Below are 15,095 nucleotides of genomic sequence, written 5' to 3' on the forward strand. Positions count from 1 at the left end.
AAGGACACAGGGTAGTCGGTGGTACACGAGTGGGTTCCCCAGATCGATCCGTTTGATCGAGGAATAGAGATACAACTTTCGAGTACAGGAGACGATTCAGTTTGCCATTAGCCTCTAAAGCTCCGTTGGGGAAAACTCGATCTGGCCTTGTAAGAAGAGTCGGCGGAAGTCTGAAGTACATGGACTTCGAACAAGCGGGTATGACCGATACGGATCGCATTCGTCCTGACGGTGGAATTGACGTGTTGGATCCACCACCGACAGACATTATGGATGAAGAGACGCTCGATCCGGCGGCGCTTGCCCAGAACGCGCCCAGACTCGAGACAGTCGTTCAGCTCCTCAATCAGCCGGCACTGGCTCGTGTGTACGTCTATGTCTGCTATTGGGGCCCCGTTTCGCCGCCGGAGATCATGGACGGTCTCGAGCTGTCGAAATCGACGACCTACGAGTACGTCGACCAGCTCGTCGACCTCGGTCTCGTCGATAGGGATGACTCGACACGTCCGCAGCAATTGACGGCCGATCCGATCATCATCGTCGAGCAGTACGTCCCCATCGTCATCACGCCGACGGTCCTGCACGCACTTGCGCTCCAAGAAATCGACGAAGACGTCGAGTACTTCATGGATCGGTATGGTGCTGGGAAGCTCATCGCTGCGTTACGAGGTGCAGGGCTTCACTTTGCAGGAAAGACGACCCAACGAATGGTCGCGACCGATATCGACGTTCGCGAGACCGAAGCGATGATGATTATCTATGCACTCGAGCCAGCGCTGACTGTTGGCCGAACCCATGATCCGTTCTTTGAGCATCTGTTTCCGGATGTCTACGATCAGATGGACCTTCCTTCCCTTGACGAGGTAGATGGAGCCCCAGCAGAGTCGGATTCCCACGAGTGAGGACGTCGAATGAGCCAGGGGAATCCACTCTCTTCCGAACAGGACGTCTTCGTTGACGCAAACGTCTTCTTCGCGATCGGTCACCCATCGAATCCGAAATATGCCCGATTTCGGAGTGCTATCCGAAACGCTGGTGTCGTATGCAAACTTCCTCAGCGTGTTATCGGGGAGCTTGGCGGTTCAGAGACGGATCGCGTACAGACAGCTCTTGATGAAGGATGGGCCGAAGTCATCGATGCACCATCGCCGACAGACGGGGATGCCGTCGCAGCAAGCGATATCGCCACGAGAACGATCGCGAACGAAACCGGTAAGCCCGAACACAAGGTCGAAAAAACGGATGCGATTCTCGCAGGGCTAGCCATCCAGTACGTCAGAGATCGCTCGACAAAGAGCGTGGTCGTACTCACCGATGATAAGCCAGCTCGAAGAGGAATCGAAAATGCGGTCACTTCACAAGGCTATACTGACGTGATCTCCGTCTACGGATTGACAGATATCATTGGAGATGATTCCGGTGACTCGATGCGATTGATCTAAGTATCGCAACGATTCAGTTTCGCTCGGACAATTTCGTCGACAGACGATCGAGACGATCCTGTACAGACTGTTTGCGAGACTGTGTAGCATAGATAGAACATAGCGACTACACCCACACCTTCGTCCATATCAGGTCAATGTTGTTTGTTGGCAGTTCACAAGAATTGAAAGCCCCTGACGCGCTCGAGTCCCGCGACTCGCTGCGCTCCTCACACAGTTACGGTGCTTGCGTCGTCGGGGTTCCCCGAGCGCGTCAGCCCCTTTCGATCCCACCCACATGGTTCGATGGGGAGCTGTTTGAGGCGGCCTGATCGGACCACGTTACGGCCCGCCCCACTCGCCTCCTCTCCCTCCGCGTCGCTCGCGACTGACCAGTCCGGGCATGCGGGCGCTCTCCGCACCGCGAGCGCCCGTTCCGGGCGTGTGCCCTCGACGCCAGCGGGTAAGCCCGTCGGTTGCGCCCCTCGCAGGCTTTCGCGTTCCAGTGCTTGGTGCCGATGCGCGCGGCGAGCCACGATGCGCTCGCCGTGCTCTCGACAGTCGCACTGGACACGGACCTGCAGTTCGGGCCGGACACGAGCGGGCTTACTCCGCTGGCCGCTTGCTCCGGTCGCTCCCGGCGCGCGGTGCTGGATGGTAGGGTAGTGTCCCGCTCTACTCGCGCCTCAGGGGACCTGAAGGCGCGAGCGAGAGCGGTTGCAGGAGACGACCACAGTTGGGACTCAGAGGAGTTGAAGGTGAAGACGCGTTGGAGAGCGCCTTCAAGGTGTAAGCAATGAGTTCTACGAACTTCCGAGATCATAAAACTTCGGATGAATCGAGTGTCAACCAAGAGGCGGCTGCGGAGAAGACGGATGTCGGCGGAGATGTGGGAGATCCGTTCGCGGAAGACATCGTGGACGAGACGCCGGAGTTTTCGCCGAGTATCGAGCAGGAGACCCACACGAAAGTCGAGACGAACCACCCGGAGACGGTGGTTGGACGCGAGGAGAACGAGTTCGGACACCTGCCACTGGCACAGGAAGAGCGGATTCGGGCTCGAGAAGAGGAGCTCGAGTTGATCAGCGCGAAGGCGACGTTCGGACGGCAGGAGGAACGAGAGAAACGGACACGAGAGGTCGTGCTCGAGCAGCGCCGAGAGCGGCGGGTCGAACAGGCTGATCCCCGGCCGGAGCTGGAGCAAGCGCAGTTGGCGGAGGTCAACAAACAATCGGTGCGAATCACAGAGACGGTGCGTGGAGGTCCAAGCCGGGCGGCAGTGAGCCGTAGACTGGCGAAGAAGGTGACAGACGGGAAGTCGATGATCGATGCAACCCTCGAGGAGATGGACGAAGTGAAGGCCGAGTCGGGAACGATCGTGGACATCGCAGACGTGCCAGAGGTGGAGGCAGGCGAGGTAGACGTTGAAGGCGAGATCATCGAGTTGTGGGGGCCCTCGAAGGCGTCGATCAGCCAAGTGGGCCTGATCGCGGACGACACCGAGAAGATGAAGTTCACGATCTGGACCAACTCCTACCAGACGAACGTGAGCGAGGGTGAGACGGTGCGGATCCGGAACGCGGCGAAGAACTGGCACAACGAGCGGTGCAACCTGGCCGTGACCGGCTGGAGCCGCCTCGAGTTCCCCGAACGCGGGCAGTGGTGGACCCCGGAGTAGGCGAAACAGCTCTCTTTTTTGTGTGTCCGACCACACGCTCGCTTCGCTCGCGTCCTCCCCATCCTCCTCGCTTTGCTCCCTGTGGTCGCATCGCTCGTCCCTCGCACGTTCTGCGCGCTTCAGCGCCATTCATCGCGCGCCACCGCTGGCACGGCTCAGAGAGCATCACAGAGCCGTCCAGTCGGGCCGCACCCACAGCAGCAGAGAAGGCAGAGACGAGACCGCTCGAGTGACTGCTCAGTTCGACGCGATTGTGGCGTTATTTGCCCCTCACGAGGGGTAGAGGGACCAAAGATGACTGTGACAGATAGCACTCGCGATGTGGTTGCTGAGTTCAAAATCGAAGACGATCCAGCGTTCCAGAAGCCCGATCACGATCCGCACGGCGAACTGCCGGCTCTTGCCGCCCACTCTGGGGCGAGTTGCGACAGCTGCGGGACATACGGGCTGGTTTCGACGATGGCTTGCGAGGAAGCCACGATCCGAGGCGTCGACCTCCTCTGCTCGAAGTGTGGGTAAGATCGGCGACACGGTTCACGGTCGGTCGATGAACAGGAGTGGAACGACAACGCATCCGCCCAGTGGCGTTGTTCGCCCCCCTGAGAGGGGCAGAGGGTTCAAGAGATGTCGATACACGATCCGGTCAGCCGATCGGCAACTGCACAGAGACTCGAGACGGCGGAAAGCATTGACGCACGCTTTGGGGCGTGGGATTGTGAGCAAGGTAGTGTCCGTCCGTGGGGACTGGGCCAGCGGCAGCGTGTGCTCTCGTTGGTCCGGTTGCTCGCAGACGAAGCGGAGGAGCTGGCGTTTTCGACACCGATGGAGGTGACGATCGCACCCACGACGTCGTACCAGCCATCTTTGAGCTGGCGTGATCGCTTCGGCGGCACGTATCAAGTGGCTGTCTACCCGAACGCAAATCCGGACTGGGGATCGATCGAAGCCGAAGTCTCAACACTCGAGGAAGCACTCGAGGTCGCAGATACCGTCTGCAGTGACCTCGAGGAGAAATACGACCTGCTGACGGACGATGAGCGAGAGAACGGCGAGGTTGCCCTCTCGTCGCGGGGACCGAAGCCGATCGTCTGAGTCGAAAGCCTCGCAATGAACGCACAGCCGGTGGCGTTGTTCGTCCCTCTGAGAGGGGTGGAGGAGATCACAGATGGACTCACGACACGTACCTGGATACCTACGGCACCGCGCGTGGAGCAATCTCAGAAGCGTCGATCAGGATCAGTTGAGCAATGACGATCGAGAGAGGGTCAATAAAGCAATCGCGTTGCTTGAGGAAGTGGAGGTTTGATTCGTGTGAGCGCCGATGCACAACTCGCGGATAGGACTGACCGCGAGGATCCTTACGTTCCGTGCCCTCGAGAGCACGACCTCCCGGGTGGCGACCTCGCAGTGTCGAGCCACTGGGTCCACGGCGTTCGCGATGCAACTGTCGTCGCTGCCGAGGACCGACCGCTGTACCGCCTTCTCATGGATCTCTTCGCGGACGTTCAGGTCCCCGACTGCATGCCGGCCCGGCTCGTATCTGACTGTGAGGACCTCGTCGACGTGAAGCGAGCGGTCGAGAACATCGACCGCGGTCGTGCTGACATCGGCGGCGTAGGCTGGGGAATGGGCTACTGCTACAACGTTAGAGACGCGATCGAGGAGTACCGGGACCGCGAGCCGCTGACCCTCGTTGCGGTTGGTTGCTCGAGCTCGAAGTACGAGGTCGATGACCCAGTTCCGGCAGCGGACCTCTATCGCGGGGCCTACTGGTCGTGTAAGGACGACTACAGCGCCACGATCGGCGACGATCAGCGGATCATCTCGGCTCAGCATGCACTTCTTCGATTCGACGAAGAGATCGCGTACTATGAGCGAACGCCAGAAGACCTCGAAGGGATCCCGGTCCACTCGAGTGAGCGGCTTCCGAACGGGGAGGACGTCAACACGTTCCTCGATCAGTGGGCGCTCAGCGTTTACGAAGAGCTGACTCGTTGGCTTCGAGAAGCCACGGGTGGGATCGATCCACGAGATGTTTCGCTCGAGGTCCTCCTCGGGAGGAACTATCGTGACCCGCTCGAGGAGCGGGGTGTGTTCGACCGGCTTCGTGCCCCGGCCAATCTCGAAATCTCGTTCCCATTCCAGGAGGTGCCCGAGGCGCAGGGAGGAAACGGGAACCAGATGGGGTGGATGACCGACGAGGTCGAGAGGAAGTCGGTGTGACAGTGGTGACCCAACAGGTAGGAACAACGGACAAGGTGGGGACGAGGCTGTCCAAAGAATTGTGGGGATGTACGTGAGGTGACTGAGGGGCGCTTCTGTGATGCGTCGTTTCCAGCCCACCCATTCACCGCCTCCCACCCACTTCCAGGTTCCGGGCTGCTCACTGCGTTCGCTCGTTGCGCTGCCGGGCTTTCCCCGCTGCTTGACGCTCACTCTGGACAGCCGGTGGCGTTGTTCGCCCCTCACGAGGAGTAGAGGGATCAAAGACGATGCAAACTGCCAGCCGGATCACGACCCCACTCGCCGTTGAATTCACTACCGAAACCGATTCTGCCGTCGAGCATTCCCGCTTCGGCGTATTCGACGCCCCAGGTCACACCAACACGAGTTGTGACTACTGCGGGAAGTTCGGGCTTGTTCCGACACACAGCTGCGAAACTGCCTGTGATCTTGGCGTTCAACTGATCTGCTCCGAATGCGAAAGTACGTAACTCGAGACGATCGACCAGTCTAGCGGCAGTTACACCCGAACTATGTCTACATCACCATCAGCACATCCGCTCGAGCGACTTGAACCGACCCAGCGGACGCTCCAACGCGCCCAGTACGAAGCCTTCGAGTTCGAACTTGTCGCGCAGGGGGTCCTGGTTCGCAACGCCAGTCACGCGAATCCCGAGGACCACGAGTATCTGGTCACGCTCGAGGATGGCTTGCCGCACAGTTGTGCCTGTCCAGCAGACGAGCACTACCACGGGGCGTGCAAACACCCGCGTTGCAGTCGCGATCCGAACGCCCGTTCTCGAGGCTGCACGCAACGCACAGCGAATTCGCGAACTGCAGACCAGCGGGGTGCAGGCCACAGCAAATCTACCGGCGCCGTGAGTTACCCCACGAGTGGAACCAAGTACGAAGACGTGGGGTAACTCTGCCAGACCGATCAGCGTCTGCACGAACGCACCGCACGTGGTGTTGTTCTCACCCTCGAGAGGGATGGAGGGTTTCACAGATGTCACGAGCAGACGAGACGACGGCACAGCCAGCGGAGACACCCGATGAAGCGCAGTCTATCGGTGAGACGACGCCACTTCCACGACGGTTCCTCGCGACTGCCAGCGGGCCGGTTACCCGGATCACTGACCATGGTGACGAGACGACTGAGCGTGTTCGCGCCGACATCTCAATCGAGCACTCTATCGAGACGCTCGAAGAGTTCGCGACGTTCTGGGGCTTCCGCGATCTCCGCTGCTGGAAGCAAGCGGCTCTCGAGGCTCTTCTTGAGAGACAGGAACCCGACGCTGTGACGTACGCCGTCAACGAGGACGACCTCGAAGCGTGGGACGTCACGGTCGACGGACGTATTGAAGCGTTCGCAGGGCTTGTCGAGACGATGGCCGACTACACAGGACGAGATCCTTCTTGCCGAGATGCAATCCCTCATCGGATTGCAACTCGGATCACCGCTCTCACTGATGATCGCCAGACCACTGACCGCGTTCTCAAGGAATTCGCTGACGAGCTTTTCCGGGCAGAGCTGTGGGGGCATGGAGCGCACCTCGCTCTTTTGAACGTCAAACACGCCCACCACGAGTCGATCGAGCAGCCGGCCGCAACGCTTGCTCGCACTCTCAGTGACGACGGGGGTGAGGAGTAATGAGCGAGCAGTCGATCAAACTTGGTGACGTCTGTTTGGATCTCGCACAGGGGCGACCAGTGCACGTGGTCACCGATACTGGGCAGACGGTAGCCGAGTGGTCTGAGTCAAATAACTATAATCTGCTAGATAATTACGGGAACTCACGATTCGACACAACCAACGACGATCGCGTGTTCGATGTCGTCTACTGTTCGAGCCTGAAGTCCAGGCCCTCGAAAACCTACGCATATCCGGAGTCGCGGCTTGGCCGTATCGAGAGCGAGGCAGCCGATGCTGGCCGTCAGGTCGCCGATCGTGTGGTCGTCACTGTCCTTGAAGAGCTGTTCGAACGAGCAGCCACGGACGACGATGGAGCCGTGACCGTCCTCGAGCGCTATGCAACTGACGTGGGATATGAGGACGAGGCTGCTGAAGCGCGCGAACTGGCTGAGATCGACCGGATCATTGGAGGTGAGGTCTGATGGTGGCCGATCTGCTGACGTACGTCGATAATGTTGACGTACCCGAGAATACGCTCACCGAATCGCAAGTGTGGGCGCTTCGCCAGGGTGTTCAGACGGCGATCGATCGCGGTGACGAGAGTCTCTCGCTCCCATCGAAAGCACTCGCTCCAAGTCGATGGCATCATTGGGGAATTGGCGTCTCTGTCTGGCTCCACGACAGCGGTGTGGTCGTCCTCCAGAAAGATGGGGACACGATCGTGACCGATATCTCGATGCTCGAGCACGTTTCGCTGGTACTGGCTGGCGCCCACGGACAGGTCGGCCAAATCAGACGTGTGGATCCGAGCGAAGGCGAGACGTGAGATTCGATTCTTCGATCAACCCCGTTGACTGTCTCCATCGTAGGCTCCACGGCGACCGCGACCGCATCAATCAGTGACTGCCATCACACCGCACGACCGCGCCGCACGTAGTGTTGTTGCCTCCTCGAGAGGGGTGGAGGGTTTGAACCGATGCAACAGGTCAGAACCATCGACCGAGTGGTACAGCGAGCCGACTACTACGAAACCGACACGGGCAGAGAGCTGCGTCTGCGTGCAGCAGCCGAAGTGACTGTTTACACGGAACGGGTGGTGCCCGATGGCGGGATCACAGCCACCGAGACCACCCGGACCGATTCCGAGAGGCCGACGTACACGCGACATATCGAACCGCCGGAACAGGGCGGGAAGGCGTACGTCCGGTGTACCTACTGCAAACGTGAGCTGCTGGTCGAACTTGGTGGACGGGACAAACTGCCGCATGCGCCCAGCTGCCCGGAGGGTGAGTCGTGATGAGTGAGTCCACTGGATGGCCTGACGACCGAGTGCAGGCCGAACTCGAAGCAGTCCTGGCCGATCTGCGAACGCTCGAGGAGCACCTGGCCGAGCCGTTGACCCTCGCAGACTCGATCGTCGAACTCGAGGCGACGCTCGCCGTCTACGAGCAGACGGACGTGGGGGTCTGACGATGCCTGAGTGTTCGAACTGTGGCAGTCACGTATACTGACGAATATCCACGACGGGACGAGCCAACGCGCACCTGGATCGTGCCCGCGATCGCTCTCGAACACGTCTCCCCATCGGATCGCTCCGACAGGACTTTTCGTGAGAGGCGGACCCGTCGCGATCTGGAGTGTCGATCTTGTGGTGAGACGACGCGCCACACGTTTGATGGATTCGATAAAGTTCCAGTTCCAGAGTTCTCCGATACACCGATCTGGGAGTGTACCCGGTGTCAGTCTCTCCGACACGGCCCGGACCCTGACAGTCCCAGAGCGAACACGAATTACCAGTGAACGAGGAACTTAGACGGCGAGACTCTCTCGCTGCTCCAAGATGACCGTCAGATCAGCGGCACCGTCTCGTGGTGTTGTTTCTCTCCTCGAGGGGTGAGAAGAGTCCACGATGGCAGATACCGACCAAACTGACAATCCACTGATGCCAGCACAGCGCCTTGAGTCCCCGAATCCCCGCCTCATTGATGCGGGTATTGCGACGATCAACGACATGGAGACACTTCGGGCGTGTGTTGCCTATGAAAACAGCACCAACAACGCCTTCCGGTCCTTAAACAATTAGCCCGACAAGCTGAAGAACTCCGAGAGGAATCGTGATAAGTCCGCCGATCGTGACGTCCTCGACTGGCAGTGTTGTTTGCACCCTCCCAGAGGGGTGGAGGGTTTTACAGATGACAAATCGACCCGAGATTACAATTCAGCACCAGACAGCGTTCACCGCTGACGGTGATCTCGAACCAACTGAAGAAAGCGTTGCGACCTCGCTCGAGGATTTCGGTGCTGACGTCAGCCATCGCGAGGTCGAAACACGACTCGATCGCCCCGTGGCCAGCGAGTTCGGCGTCGACGACCGCATAGAAGTGCGCCACTCGGAGGTCGACGACACTGACCAGGCATCGCTGTTCGCGGATACAGCCGACGACCAGCAGACGCTGACAGGTGAGGACGCCAGCGCCCAGTTCCTCTTCGATTCCTCCGGTGAGAACAGTGACTAAGCCTTCCGAGCGCCCCCACAACGGCGAGCGAAAGGTCACACACCCAGACCCGAGAACACGCATACTCGCGCTAGCCGCAGCGACTCCCGATCCTCTAGTCGAAGGCAGATACACTCATGGTGATCCGTGTCCCCGCTGCGAGGCAGCGGTGTTGGCTGGACGATTCGATGAGAACGGAGAGCAGTTTCTCGAGGCGTGTTTCCACCTCTTCGTGCTCTTTCTCGAGGTCCTCGATGCTCTCGCGTTCGGTGTCGATCCGGTCACGGGTCTGTTCGAGTTCTGAGCGGGTGTCGCGAAGTTCGTCCAGTTTCTTCTCGAGGTCGGACCGTTCTTCACGTCGTGTCTCGACGTCAGTGTTTGCCGCTTCGAGTTCTTCTTCAGCGGTCTCGAGTTCATCCCGGAGTGATTCGATTTCGTCAGTCAGTCGTGTTCGCTTCGCCTCGAGATCAGGGAGTCGATCCTCGAGTTGGTCGAGTTCGTCGAGTTGATTGTCGAGTTGTTGCTTTTGTTGCTCAAGTTGCCGAATCTCGGCTTTGATCGCGTCGGTGTCGACTGGCCGCATGATCAAGTCTCGAAGGTCGTCACCGCGTGCGACGGCTCGGCGCGCCTCGTTTGACTCGATCAGGAAGGCGAACAGATCCGCGAGCTCCGGATCCTCGAGGTACGGATTGCCCTCAGTGACGATCGTCCCGTTCTGCCGGTGGAGTGTCTGCTGGTATGTTTCCTCGCCGAACTCGAGGGTCGCATTTCCCTCTTCGGCGTCGGCTTTGAGGCTCGCTTGGTTGCTCCCAAGTGCCGCCATGATGCCCTGGAGCAGCGACGTTCGGTTCGTTGCATTTCGTCCGGAGAGAACGGTGATTCCTTGCTGGAACGAAACCTTTGTTTCGTCGATGCCACCAATATTATTGACAGAGAGGGCCGCTTGTGCGGGAGGTTTCTGCTTCTCAACTGACTGGCTTGTTTCCATAGTACTGGATAATAGATTTCGTGTTCGCCCCCTCGAAGCGGGGGCGAACACGTCGAACCCGTGGAGAAACTCAAATTCAAGGTACTCAAACAGCGCCAGTGTCTCGATAGCCACGACATTAAAGAATTCGTCGATAGAAGCCTCATCTTGCATGGTATGGGAACTCGTGGGCACAGTTTCCACACCCTGCGTCCTCGTGTGTGACGCTTTCTATGACGCCCTCTTTCTCCAAGTAAATCCGCAGACAATGCAGCGAAACAACGGCGTAGTCGGCGAATCCGCCGCCACCCTTCGGGGCGACGGATTCGCCTCGACCACCAACAGCATTTTTAGCCAACGTCACGATCTTCCCAGTGAAGCAAAAAACTTTGGACATGAAGCATCCGCCGTTTCCCGCTTCAACTCCCTAGTTGCAACGGATCATCTCAACGCCGCCTTGCGATTCATCAGACCCGTCCGGATAAATCATCTAACGTAGATCTAATGAATCCAATATCACTTCCAATATGAAAGAAGCTACTACCCTGATTAAGAAATTCTCGTCTTTTTTCGAGATTTCCCCCCAGAAGTCCAAACGGAGTGTTATTTGTGTTACAGCATTCAGCAATTTGGTTAATGGCTTCTTCAAACTTATCTGAACTGTGATTTAATGGAATTTCCAAATCAGCGCTTAAATCATTGGCACCAATTAGAACAAATTCTAATCCGTCAATTGCGACTATTTCATCAAGATTTTCTATGGCCTCAGTGTTCTCCACCATCACGCCTAAATTGCAACTACTATCCTCTTGCTCCGTCCATTCAGAGTTGAGATTGCCACCCCAACGGCTCCCACGTCCAGCACTAATTCCTCTCATTCCTGGTTGGTTTTCATGGCTAAATTTTGTTGCTTTGACAAGTGTTCGAACCTCAGAAGGGGTTCGGACACGGGGAACAACAATATTCCTAATCCCGGAGTCAAGCACTTTGCTTATAAGACCGGTGAGTCCCAAAGCGTTACCAGAAGGTACCCGAACAATAGGTTCAATTTGAGTGTTTTCTACCGTGCGTGTAATATCTTCTAATTGCTTTGAATCCCAAATAGAATGCCCATTATGCTCAAAATCAAGAAACAGGTAATCTAGGTCATACTCCGCATATATTTCAAACACAGGCTTAGAAAAGAGCATTCCAGATGCTCCTACTAGGGGCTTTTCTCGATCGAGTAATCCGTTGTCTTCACGCATATTGCCTTCTATACTACAGAAAATAATGAACCTTATGGTCAAGGTATAGTTAACAAATGGGGTAATCCTCAACTAGTATTAAATGTTGTTCCTTTAAATTTGAACTAAATAGTACTTTGAAAAGTAACTTGCCACAGTCGAGACGAACCTGCAAGGCTCTGCTAAATGGTGAGTAACTATGAAGGACATTTGTCTTTAGCTAAGACTCACACCTCGGTTGTGTAGCGGTAGCGAGTGTCTCTTGTAACACTGGTCGTTGCTGGTGGATCTTCTGTGCGTCTTCGATCAGTCGTTCGAGCAGCGGTGACGGCGAGTAGCCGAGGTATTCTCCGAGTTCGTGGAGGATGAGTGGGCGTACGACCGAAAGGTCGCCGCCCAGCGTTCTGGCGGAAAGATGATCTCATCGTCCGCCTATTCGGTGACCAGATCGAGCAACTTACGACTTACCAGCAGTGACAGCAACGCTGCGTACAACAGAATTTCGACAACGTGCTTCTTGCTCGTGTCGAACTCATCCAGTTCGTACCGCGTCTTCAACTCACGGAACAGCAACTCCTCCTCCCACCGACAGCGATAGATCGTAGCTAGATCCGACGGCAGGAACTCGTCTCTCGGGAGATCGTGATATACAGGTGGTAGTCGTCGGCGTCCGCAACGAGGACGCCGACGACACGGAACCGCTTCGTATCACGTGACTGCGTGCCCGCGTACGGTCGTCGGTCAAACGCTACTTTGACTTCCACGTCGATGTACTCGCAGTGCACCTCATTAACGATGTCGTAGATCTGCTCGCCTTCCAAGGGAATGGCGCGAGAGTGGTTTGCGTAAGTTTTGAACACGCCCTATAACCTGCTCTGATCCCCTTTCTCTTGGACAGGCGTTCCCTCCATCTCGAAGGGTTCAACTGATTCGCTGATCACTCCCGCGCCATTCCCGTAATTCCCCCGTTACCACCGGGTTCGCACTCTCTTTCAGCCGACTCACGAAGTAGCCGTTGTTCTCATCGATCAACGCGAAGCGGCGGTACTTGAAGTAGGCTCAATCGAAAAGAACGAGCCGGCCTTCGAGCCATGATCCTGTGTTGAACAACGTGCTGTCGTGCGTTTTCTCGTCAGTAACGTCGAGCCGTTCTATCGTCTGATCGGTAGCGTTGTGGAGCAGGTGGAGCTTCGCTCCAACCTGCTCCTCTTTCCGAGCTTTGTACACCCCGGAGAGAAATTCGTGCAACCTCAGGACGGTTCCATCAGCGATCATCACGTCACTGAAACGGTCGACATCAGCATCAACAGCGTCTGGAACAGCGACCTCGTCGAGGCCAGGCTTGACGAGGTCGCGGAGATACTCCGCGAGAGACGGCGTCACCGCTGATAGAAGCCGCCGGGAGAGATCGTCTTGTCGGCGGTGGAATTGTAGCTGCGTCTGAAGCCAGCGAGTGTTCGGCTTCGCCTGTAGTGCTTAGGAGAAGTTATGCCTTGTTTTGCCGCTGATTGACGGTAACCTCAGACGCGCCCACAGGAAGATTCCGTCACATTCTCCCTGAAATAGACGTCGTCTGGTGATATGGCATTGCTCAGACGGCTAGCGCGGATGTGTCGAAGCCTTGCCAAACAGCACGTTGCCGATCCAGATGTACCCGCCGCGCCGAAGGGCGCGGACGGGTACGCCGAGTGGACTCAGATCGCGTTGATTCTCTTCCGCGTCGAACTGGAGAAGAGTCTCCGTGAACGCTCTTGATGCGATGAAAGCCTGCTAAGACCTCAGCGCATGGAGTAAGACTGGGGTGGCAAAGGCCGATGCTTCACAGGCGCAACAGAGCGCGTGCTCTTGATTGGCCGACGTGCCAAGGAAGCCACATCATGAGGCCAAGCCCGACTGCCTCCCGGGCAGTCGGGCGACGACCTCGAATAGGTGTCGCTCTACTCCATGCACCATCACTCCAGAGACAACCATGAACTACCTCGGAATCGACATCCACAAAGACGAATCGTACATTGCTGTCTTGGACGACGATGGCGAGGTTGTCGAAGAGATTCGCGTCGCAAACGCGAATCTCGACGAAATCGCTGAGCAGTATGCTGGCTCCCAAGCAGTGATTGAAGCTACCAGTAACTACTACACGATCTACGACACCCTTGACAAGTATCTCGACGTTGTTGTCGCCGATCCATACCAAACCAAAGCAATCGGCATTGCGGAGGTGAAAAACGACCGACTCGATGCGAAGCTGCGCAAGCAGCTTCGCCGAGCCGGGATGGTCGCCGAGAGTTACGTCCCACCAGGGGAGATTCGCGAGCGTCGCGCACTTGTGCGCGGACGCAAGCGACTCGTCGAGAAACGTACCGACTTCAAAAACGAAGTTCATGCTGTCCTCGATCATCACGGTATCGAGTACTCATGGAATCCGTTCAGTGAGGAGGGCCGAGAGATCCTCGCCGGCGAGGATCTCTCGATTGGGCTCGTCGGACGGAACCTGATCGAGTCGTTCCTCACAGTGATCGACGAACTCACCGCCCAGATCGAGAAACTTGAAGACGTAATTGAAGAATGCGCTGCGTCTCTTGAAGAGACGCAGCTGCTGATGACGATTCCTGGCGTGAGTTTCTACTCGTCGCTGTTGATCACAGCCGAGCTCGGCGAAATCGACCGGTTCGACCGAGACACACAGGTCGTGAGTTATGCCGGATTGGACCCTGTCGTCCGCGAGTCCGGCGACTCGCGGACTGAAGGAGGGATTTCGAAGCGTGGAAGTGGAAACCTACGTTGGATTCTCGTTCAGTGTGTTCACACAGCGGTTCACAGGTGTAACGATCCGTATCTCGGACGGTTCTACGCTCGGTTGAAGCGGCGGAAGAACCATCAAATCGCCATTGTTGCAACGGCACGGAAACTGCTCGTCTCGATCTATCACATGCTCACGCGTAAGGAGGTCTACGATCCGCCGGGGGTGAACGCCTGAGGACCGCCGATTCGGCGGTCCTCGGCGCGGGGTTTTCGCTGTCGTGAGCACCTGCGTTCGCATCAAGAAGGCTCCCGCCTGAGGGAAGGGTGATCAGCCGATTACGGTCCCTGCTAGGGGGTCTGCTTCCATCTACTGGCGAAACTGCAATAGCTCACCCAAAACTATACCATGACAACCGTGGTTTGTCTAGGTAGCAGGCTTTCATAGGTGTGAAGCACGTTGTTGGTGAGTCAGAGGATTCTTCGAACGATTTCTTTGAGAGCTTTTCGTCCGGATTTACGAAAGATTCGACGCCGGAGTTGGGAGGCTCTAAGATACGGAGTGAGTTTGTCCTTTGAGATGCCTCGATGCGGCGAGAGCCACCGTCGCTGTAATGAGTACGAAAACTTTTGTGAGTTAAGATCGATGAGCAAGTAATGGAACGCTCACGTCGAAAGGAGATTAAGCGTCACCTGACTGAGGAAGAAATCGA

Annotated in this window: 15 protein-coding genes and 8 pseudogenes; 15 read left to right on the forward strand and 8 right to left on the reverse strand. The window is 57.1% G+C overall.

The features are described from left to right. Positions 1-179: 179 nt before the first annotated feature. From GRS80_RS07435 to GRS80_RS07455, 5 genes are all read left to right on the forward strand, one after another. Positions 180-902: a helix-turn-helix domain-containing protein gene (locus tag GRS80_RS07435; protein ID WP_160047010.1), complete on the forward strand. Its 723-nt coding sequence runs from the start codon at positions 180-182 to the stop codon at positions 900-902. Between the two features lie 9 nt (positions 903-911). Further along, on the forward strand, positions 912-1,442 hold the full coding sequence (locus tag GRS80_RS07440; RefSeq protein WP_160047011.1) for a hypothetical protein: 531 nt from the start codon (positions 912-914) through the stop codon (positions 1,440-1,442). A 775-nt stretch (positions 1,443-2,217) separates the two neighbouring features. Continuing rightward, on the forward strand, positions 2,218-3,099 hold the full coding sequence (locus GRS80_RS07445; protein ID WP_160047012.1) for a DNA-binding protein: 882 nt from the start codon (positions 2,218-2,220) through the stop codon (positions 3,097-3,099). A gap of 624 nt (positions 3,100-3,723) precedes the next feature. Continuing rightward, on the forward strand, positions 3,724-4,191 hold the full coding sequence (locus tag GRS80_RS07450) for a hypothetical protein (RefSeq protein ID WP_160047013.1): 468 nt from the start codon (positions 3,724-3,726) through the stop codon (positions 4,189-4,191). Between the two features lie 219 nt (positions 4,192-4,410). Continuing rightward, entirely contained in the window at positions 4,411-5,322 is a 912-nt protein-coding gene (locus GRS80_RS07455) for a DUF6884 domain-containing protein (RefSeq protein ID WP_235019675.1), read from the forward strand. A gap of 548 nt (positions 5,323-5,870) precedes the next feature. Here the strand turns inward: GRS80_RS07455 and GRS80_RS07465 are convergent. After that, positions 5,871-6,041 (reverse strand): hypothetical protein, encoded by a 171-nt coding sequence (locus GRS80_RS07465; protein ID WP_160047016.1) that lies wholly within the window; start codon positions 6,039-6,041, stop codon positions 5,871-5,873. Here GRS80_RS07465 and GRS80_RS21085 point away from each other — a divergent pair. The 8 genes and pseudogenes from GRS80_RS21085 to GRS80_RS07490 all read left to right on the forward strand — a co-directional run bounded on the left by GRS80_RS21085 (position 6,033) and on the right by GRS80_RS07490 (position 9,471). Next, positions 6,033-6,245: a hypothetical protein gene (locus GRS80_RS21085; RefSeq protein ID WP_343161489.1), complete on the forward strand. Its 213-nt coding sequence runs from the start codon at positions 6,033-6,035 to the stop codon at positions 6,243-6,245. The two genes, GRS80_RS07465 and GRS80_RS21085, sit on opposite strands and share 9 nt — an antisense overlap. An 83-nt stretch (positions 6,246-6,328) precedes the next feature. Then, positions 6,329-6,973 (forward strand): hypothetical protein, encoded by a 645-nt coding sequence (locus GRS80_RS07470; RefSeq protein WP_160047017.1) that lies wholly within the window; start codon positions 6,329-6,331, stop codon positions 6,971-6,973. Then, positions 6,973-7,437 (forward strand): hypothetical protein, encoded by a 465-nt coding sequence (locus GRS80_RS07475; RefSeq protein WP_160047018.1) that lies wholly within the window; start codon positions 6,973-6,975, stop codon positions 7,435-7,437. Before GRS80_RS07470 ends, GRS80_RS07475 begins: the two co-directional genes overlap by 1 nt. Next, complete coding sequence (locus GRS80_RS07480) at positions 7,437-7,781, forward strand: hypothetical protein (RefSeq protein ID WP_160047019.1); 345 nt, start codon at positions 7,437-7,439, stop codon at positions 7,779-7,781. The genes GRS80_RS07475 and GRS80_RS07480 overlap by 1 nt, the downstream gene beginning before the upstream one ends. A gap of 150 nt (positions 7,782-7,931) precedes the next feature. Next, entirely contained in the window at positions 7,932-8,252 is a 321-nt protein-coding gene (locus tag GRS80_RS07485) for a hypothetical protein (protein WP_160047020.1), read from the forward strand. Further along, a complete protein-coding gene (locus GRS80_RS20350; RefSeq protein WP_200840344.1) occupies positions 8,252-8,425 on the forward strand; it encodes a hypothetical protein in 174 nt (57 codons plus the stop codon). Before GRS80_RS07485 ends, GRS80_RS20350 begins: the two co-directional genes overlap by 1 nt. A 439-nt stretch (positions 8,426-8,864) precedes the next feature. Beyond that, positions 8,865-9,073, forward strand: a pseudogene (locus GRS80_RS20640) (hypothetical protein). Positions 9,074-9,147: 74 nt separating this feature from the next. Further along, the gene (locus GRS80_RS07490; protein ID WP_160047021.1) at positions 9,148-9,471 is read left to right on the forward strand and encodes a hypothetical protein; all 324 of its coding nucleotides are present in this window, start codon (positions 9,148-9,150) and stop codon (positions 9,469-9,471) included. A 181-nt stretch (positions 9,472-9,652) separates the two neighbouring features. On the opposite strand, the pseudogene GRS80_RS07495 reads toward GRS80_RS07490, so the two are convergent. The 6 genes and pseudogenes from GRS80_RS07495 to GRS80_RS07520 form a co-directional block, all read right to left on the reverse strand. Further along, positions 9,653-10,438, reverse strand: a pseudogene (locus GRS80_RS07495) (AAA family ATPase); the annotation flags it as partial. An 18-nt stretch (positions 10,439-10,456) separates the two neighbouring features. Continuing rightward, positions 10,457-10,612 (reverse strand): annotated as a pseudogene (locus GRS80_RS07500) (IS5/IS1182 family transposase); the annotation flags it as partial. Between the two features lie 49 nt (positions 10,613-10,661). After that, positions 10,662-10,814, reverse strand: a pseudogene (locus tag GRS80_RS07505) (IS5/IS1182 family transposase); the annotation flags it as partial. Positions 10,815-10,884: 70 nt separating this feature from the next. Continuing rightward, on the reverse strand, positions 10,885-11,664 hold the full coding sequence (locus GRS80_RS07510) for an aldolase/citrate lyase family protein (RefSeq protein ID WP_160047022.1): 780 nt from the start codon (positions 11,662-11,664) through the stop codon (positions 10,885-10,887). Between the two features lie 199 nt (positions 11,665-11,863). Beyond that, positions 11,864-12,476 (reverse strand): annotated as a pseudogene (locus GRS80_RS07515) (transposase); the annotation flags it as partial. A gap of 112 nt (positions 12,477-12,588) precedes the next feature. Continuing rightward, a pseudogene (locus GRS80_RS07520) lies at positions 12,589-13,106 on the reverse strand (IS4 family transposase); the annotation flags it as partial. Between the two features lie 118 nt (positions 13,107-13,224). On the opposite strand from GRS80_RS07520, the pseudogene GRS80_RS07525 reads away from it, so the two are divergent. Beyond that, positions 13,225-13,389, forward strand: a pseudogene (locus GRS80_RS07525) (IS5/IS1182 family transposase); the annotation flags it as partial. A 223-nt stretch (positions 13,390-13,612) separates the two neighbouring features. After that, entirely contained in the window at positions 13,613-14,620 is a 1,008-nt protein-coding gene (locus GRS80_RS07530) for an IS110 family transposase (RefSeq protein WP_160047025.1), read from the forward strand. A 233-nt stretch (positions 14,621-14,853) separates the two neighbouring features. Here the strand turns inward: GRS80_RS07530 and GRS80_RS07535 are convergent. Beyond that, positions 14,854-15,030: pseudogene (locus GRS80_RS07535) on the reverse strand (IS1595 family transposase); the annotation flags it as partial. Positions 15,031-15,095 lie beyond the last annotated feature (65 nt).

Source organism: Natrialba sp. INN-245, assembly GCF_009807105.1.
Classification (GTDB): domain Archaea; phylum Halobacteriota; class Halobacteria; order Halobacteriales; family Natrialbaceae; genus Natrarchaeobius; species Natrarchaeobius swarupiae.

Bases quoted from the DNA above. Each gene is read 5' to 3' on its own strand.
- GRS80_RS07510 (WP_160047022.1), bottom strand. From the start codon at position 11,664: ATGCGTGAAGACAACGGATTACTCGATCGAGAAAAGCCCCTAGTAGGA.
- GRS80_RS07445 (WP_160047012.1), top strand. From the start codon at position 2,218: ATGAGTTCTACGAACTTCCGAGATCATAAAACTTCGGATGAATCGAGT.
- GRS80_RS07435 (WP_160047010.1), top strand. From the start codon at position 180: ATGGACTTCGAACAAGCGGGTATGACCGATACGGATCGCATTCGTCCT.
- GRS80_RS07475 (WP_160047018.1), top strand. From the start codon at position 6,973: ATGAGCGAGCAGTCGATCAAACTTGGTGACGTCTGTTTGGATCTCGCA.
- GRS80_RS20350 (WP_200840344.1), top strand. From the start codon at position 8,252: ATGAGTGAGTCCACTGGATGGCCTGACGACCGAGTGCAGGCCGAACTC.
- GRS80_RS07480 (WP_160047019.1), top strand. From the start codon at position 7,437: ATGGTGGCCGATCTGCTGACGTACGTCGATAATGTTGACGTACCCGAG.
- GRS80_RS07440 (WP_160047011.1), top strand. From the start codon at position 912: ATGAGCCAGGGGAATCCACTCTCTTCCGAACAGGACGTCTTCGTTGAC.
- GRS80_RS07530 (WP_160047025.1), top strand. From the start codon at position 13,613: ATGAACTACCTCGGAATCGACATCCACAAAGACGAATCGTACATTGCT.
- GRS80_RS07470 (WP_160047017.1), top strand. From the start codon at position 6,329: ATGTCACGAGCAGACGAGACGACGGCACAGCCAGCGGAGACACCCGAT.
- GRS80_RS07450 (WP_160047013.1), top strand. From the start codon at position 3,724: ATGTCGATACACGATCCGGTCAGCCGATCGGCAACTGCACAGAGACTC.
- GRS80_RS07490 (WP_160047021.1), top strand. From the start codon at position 9,148: ATGACAAATCGACCCGAGATTACAATTCAGCACCAGACAGCGTTCACC.
- GRS80_RS07485 (WP_160047020.1), top strand. From the start codon at position 7,932: ATGCAACAGGTCAGAACCATCGACCGAGTGGTACAGCGAGCCGACTAC.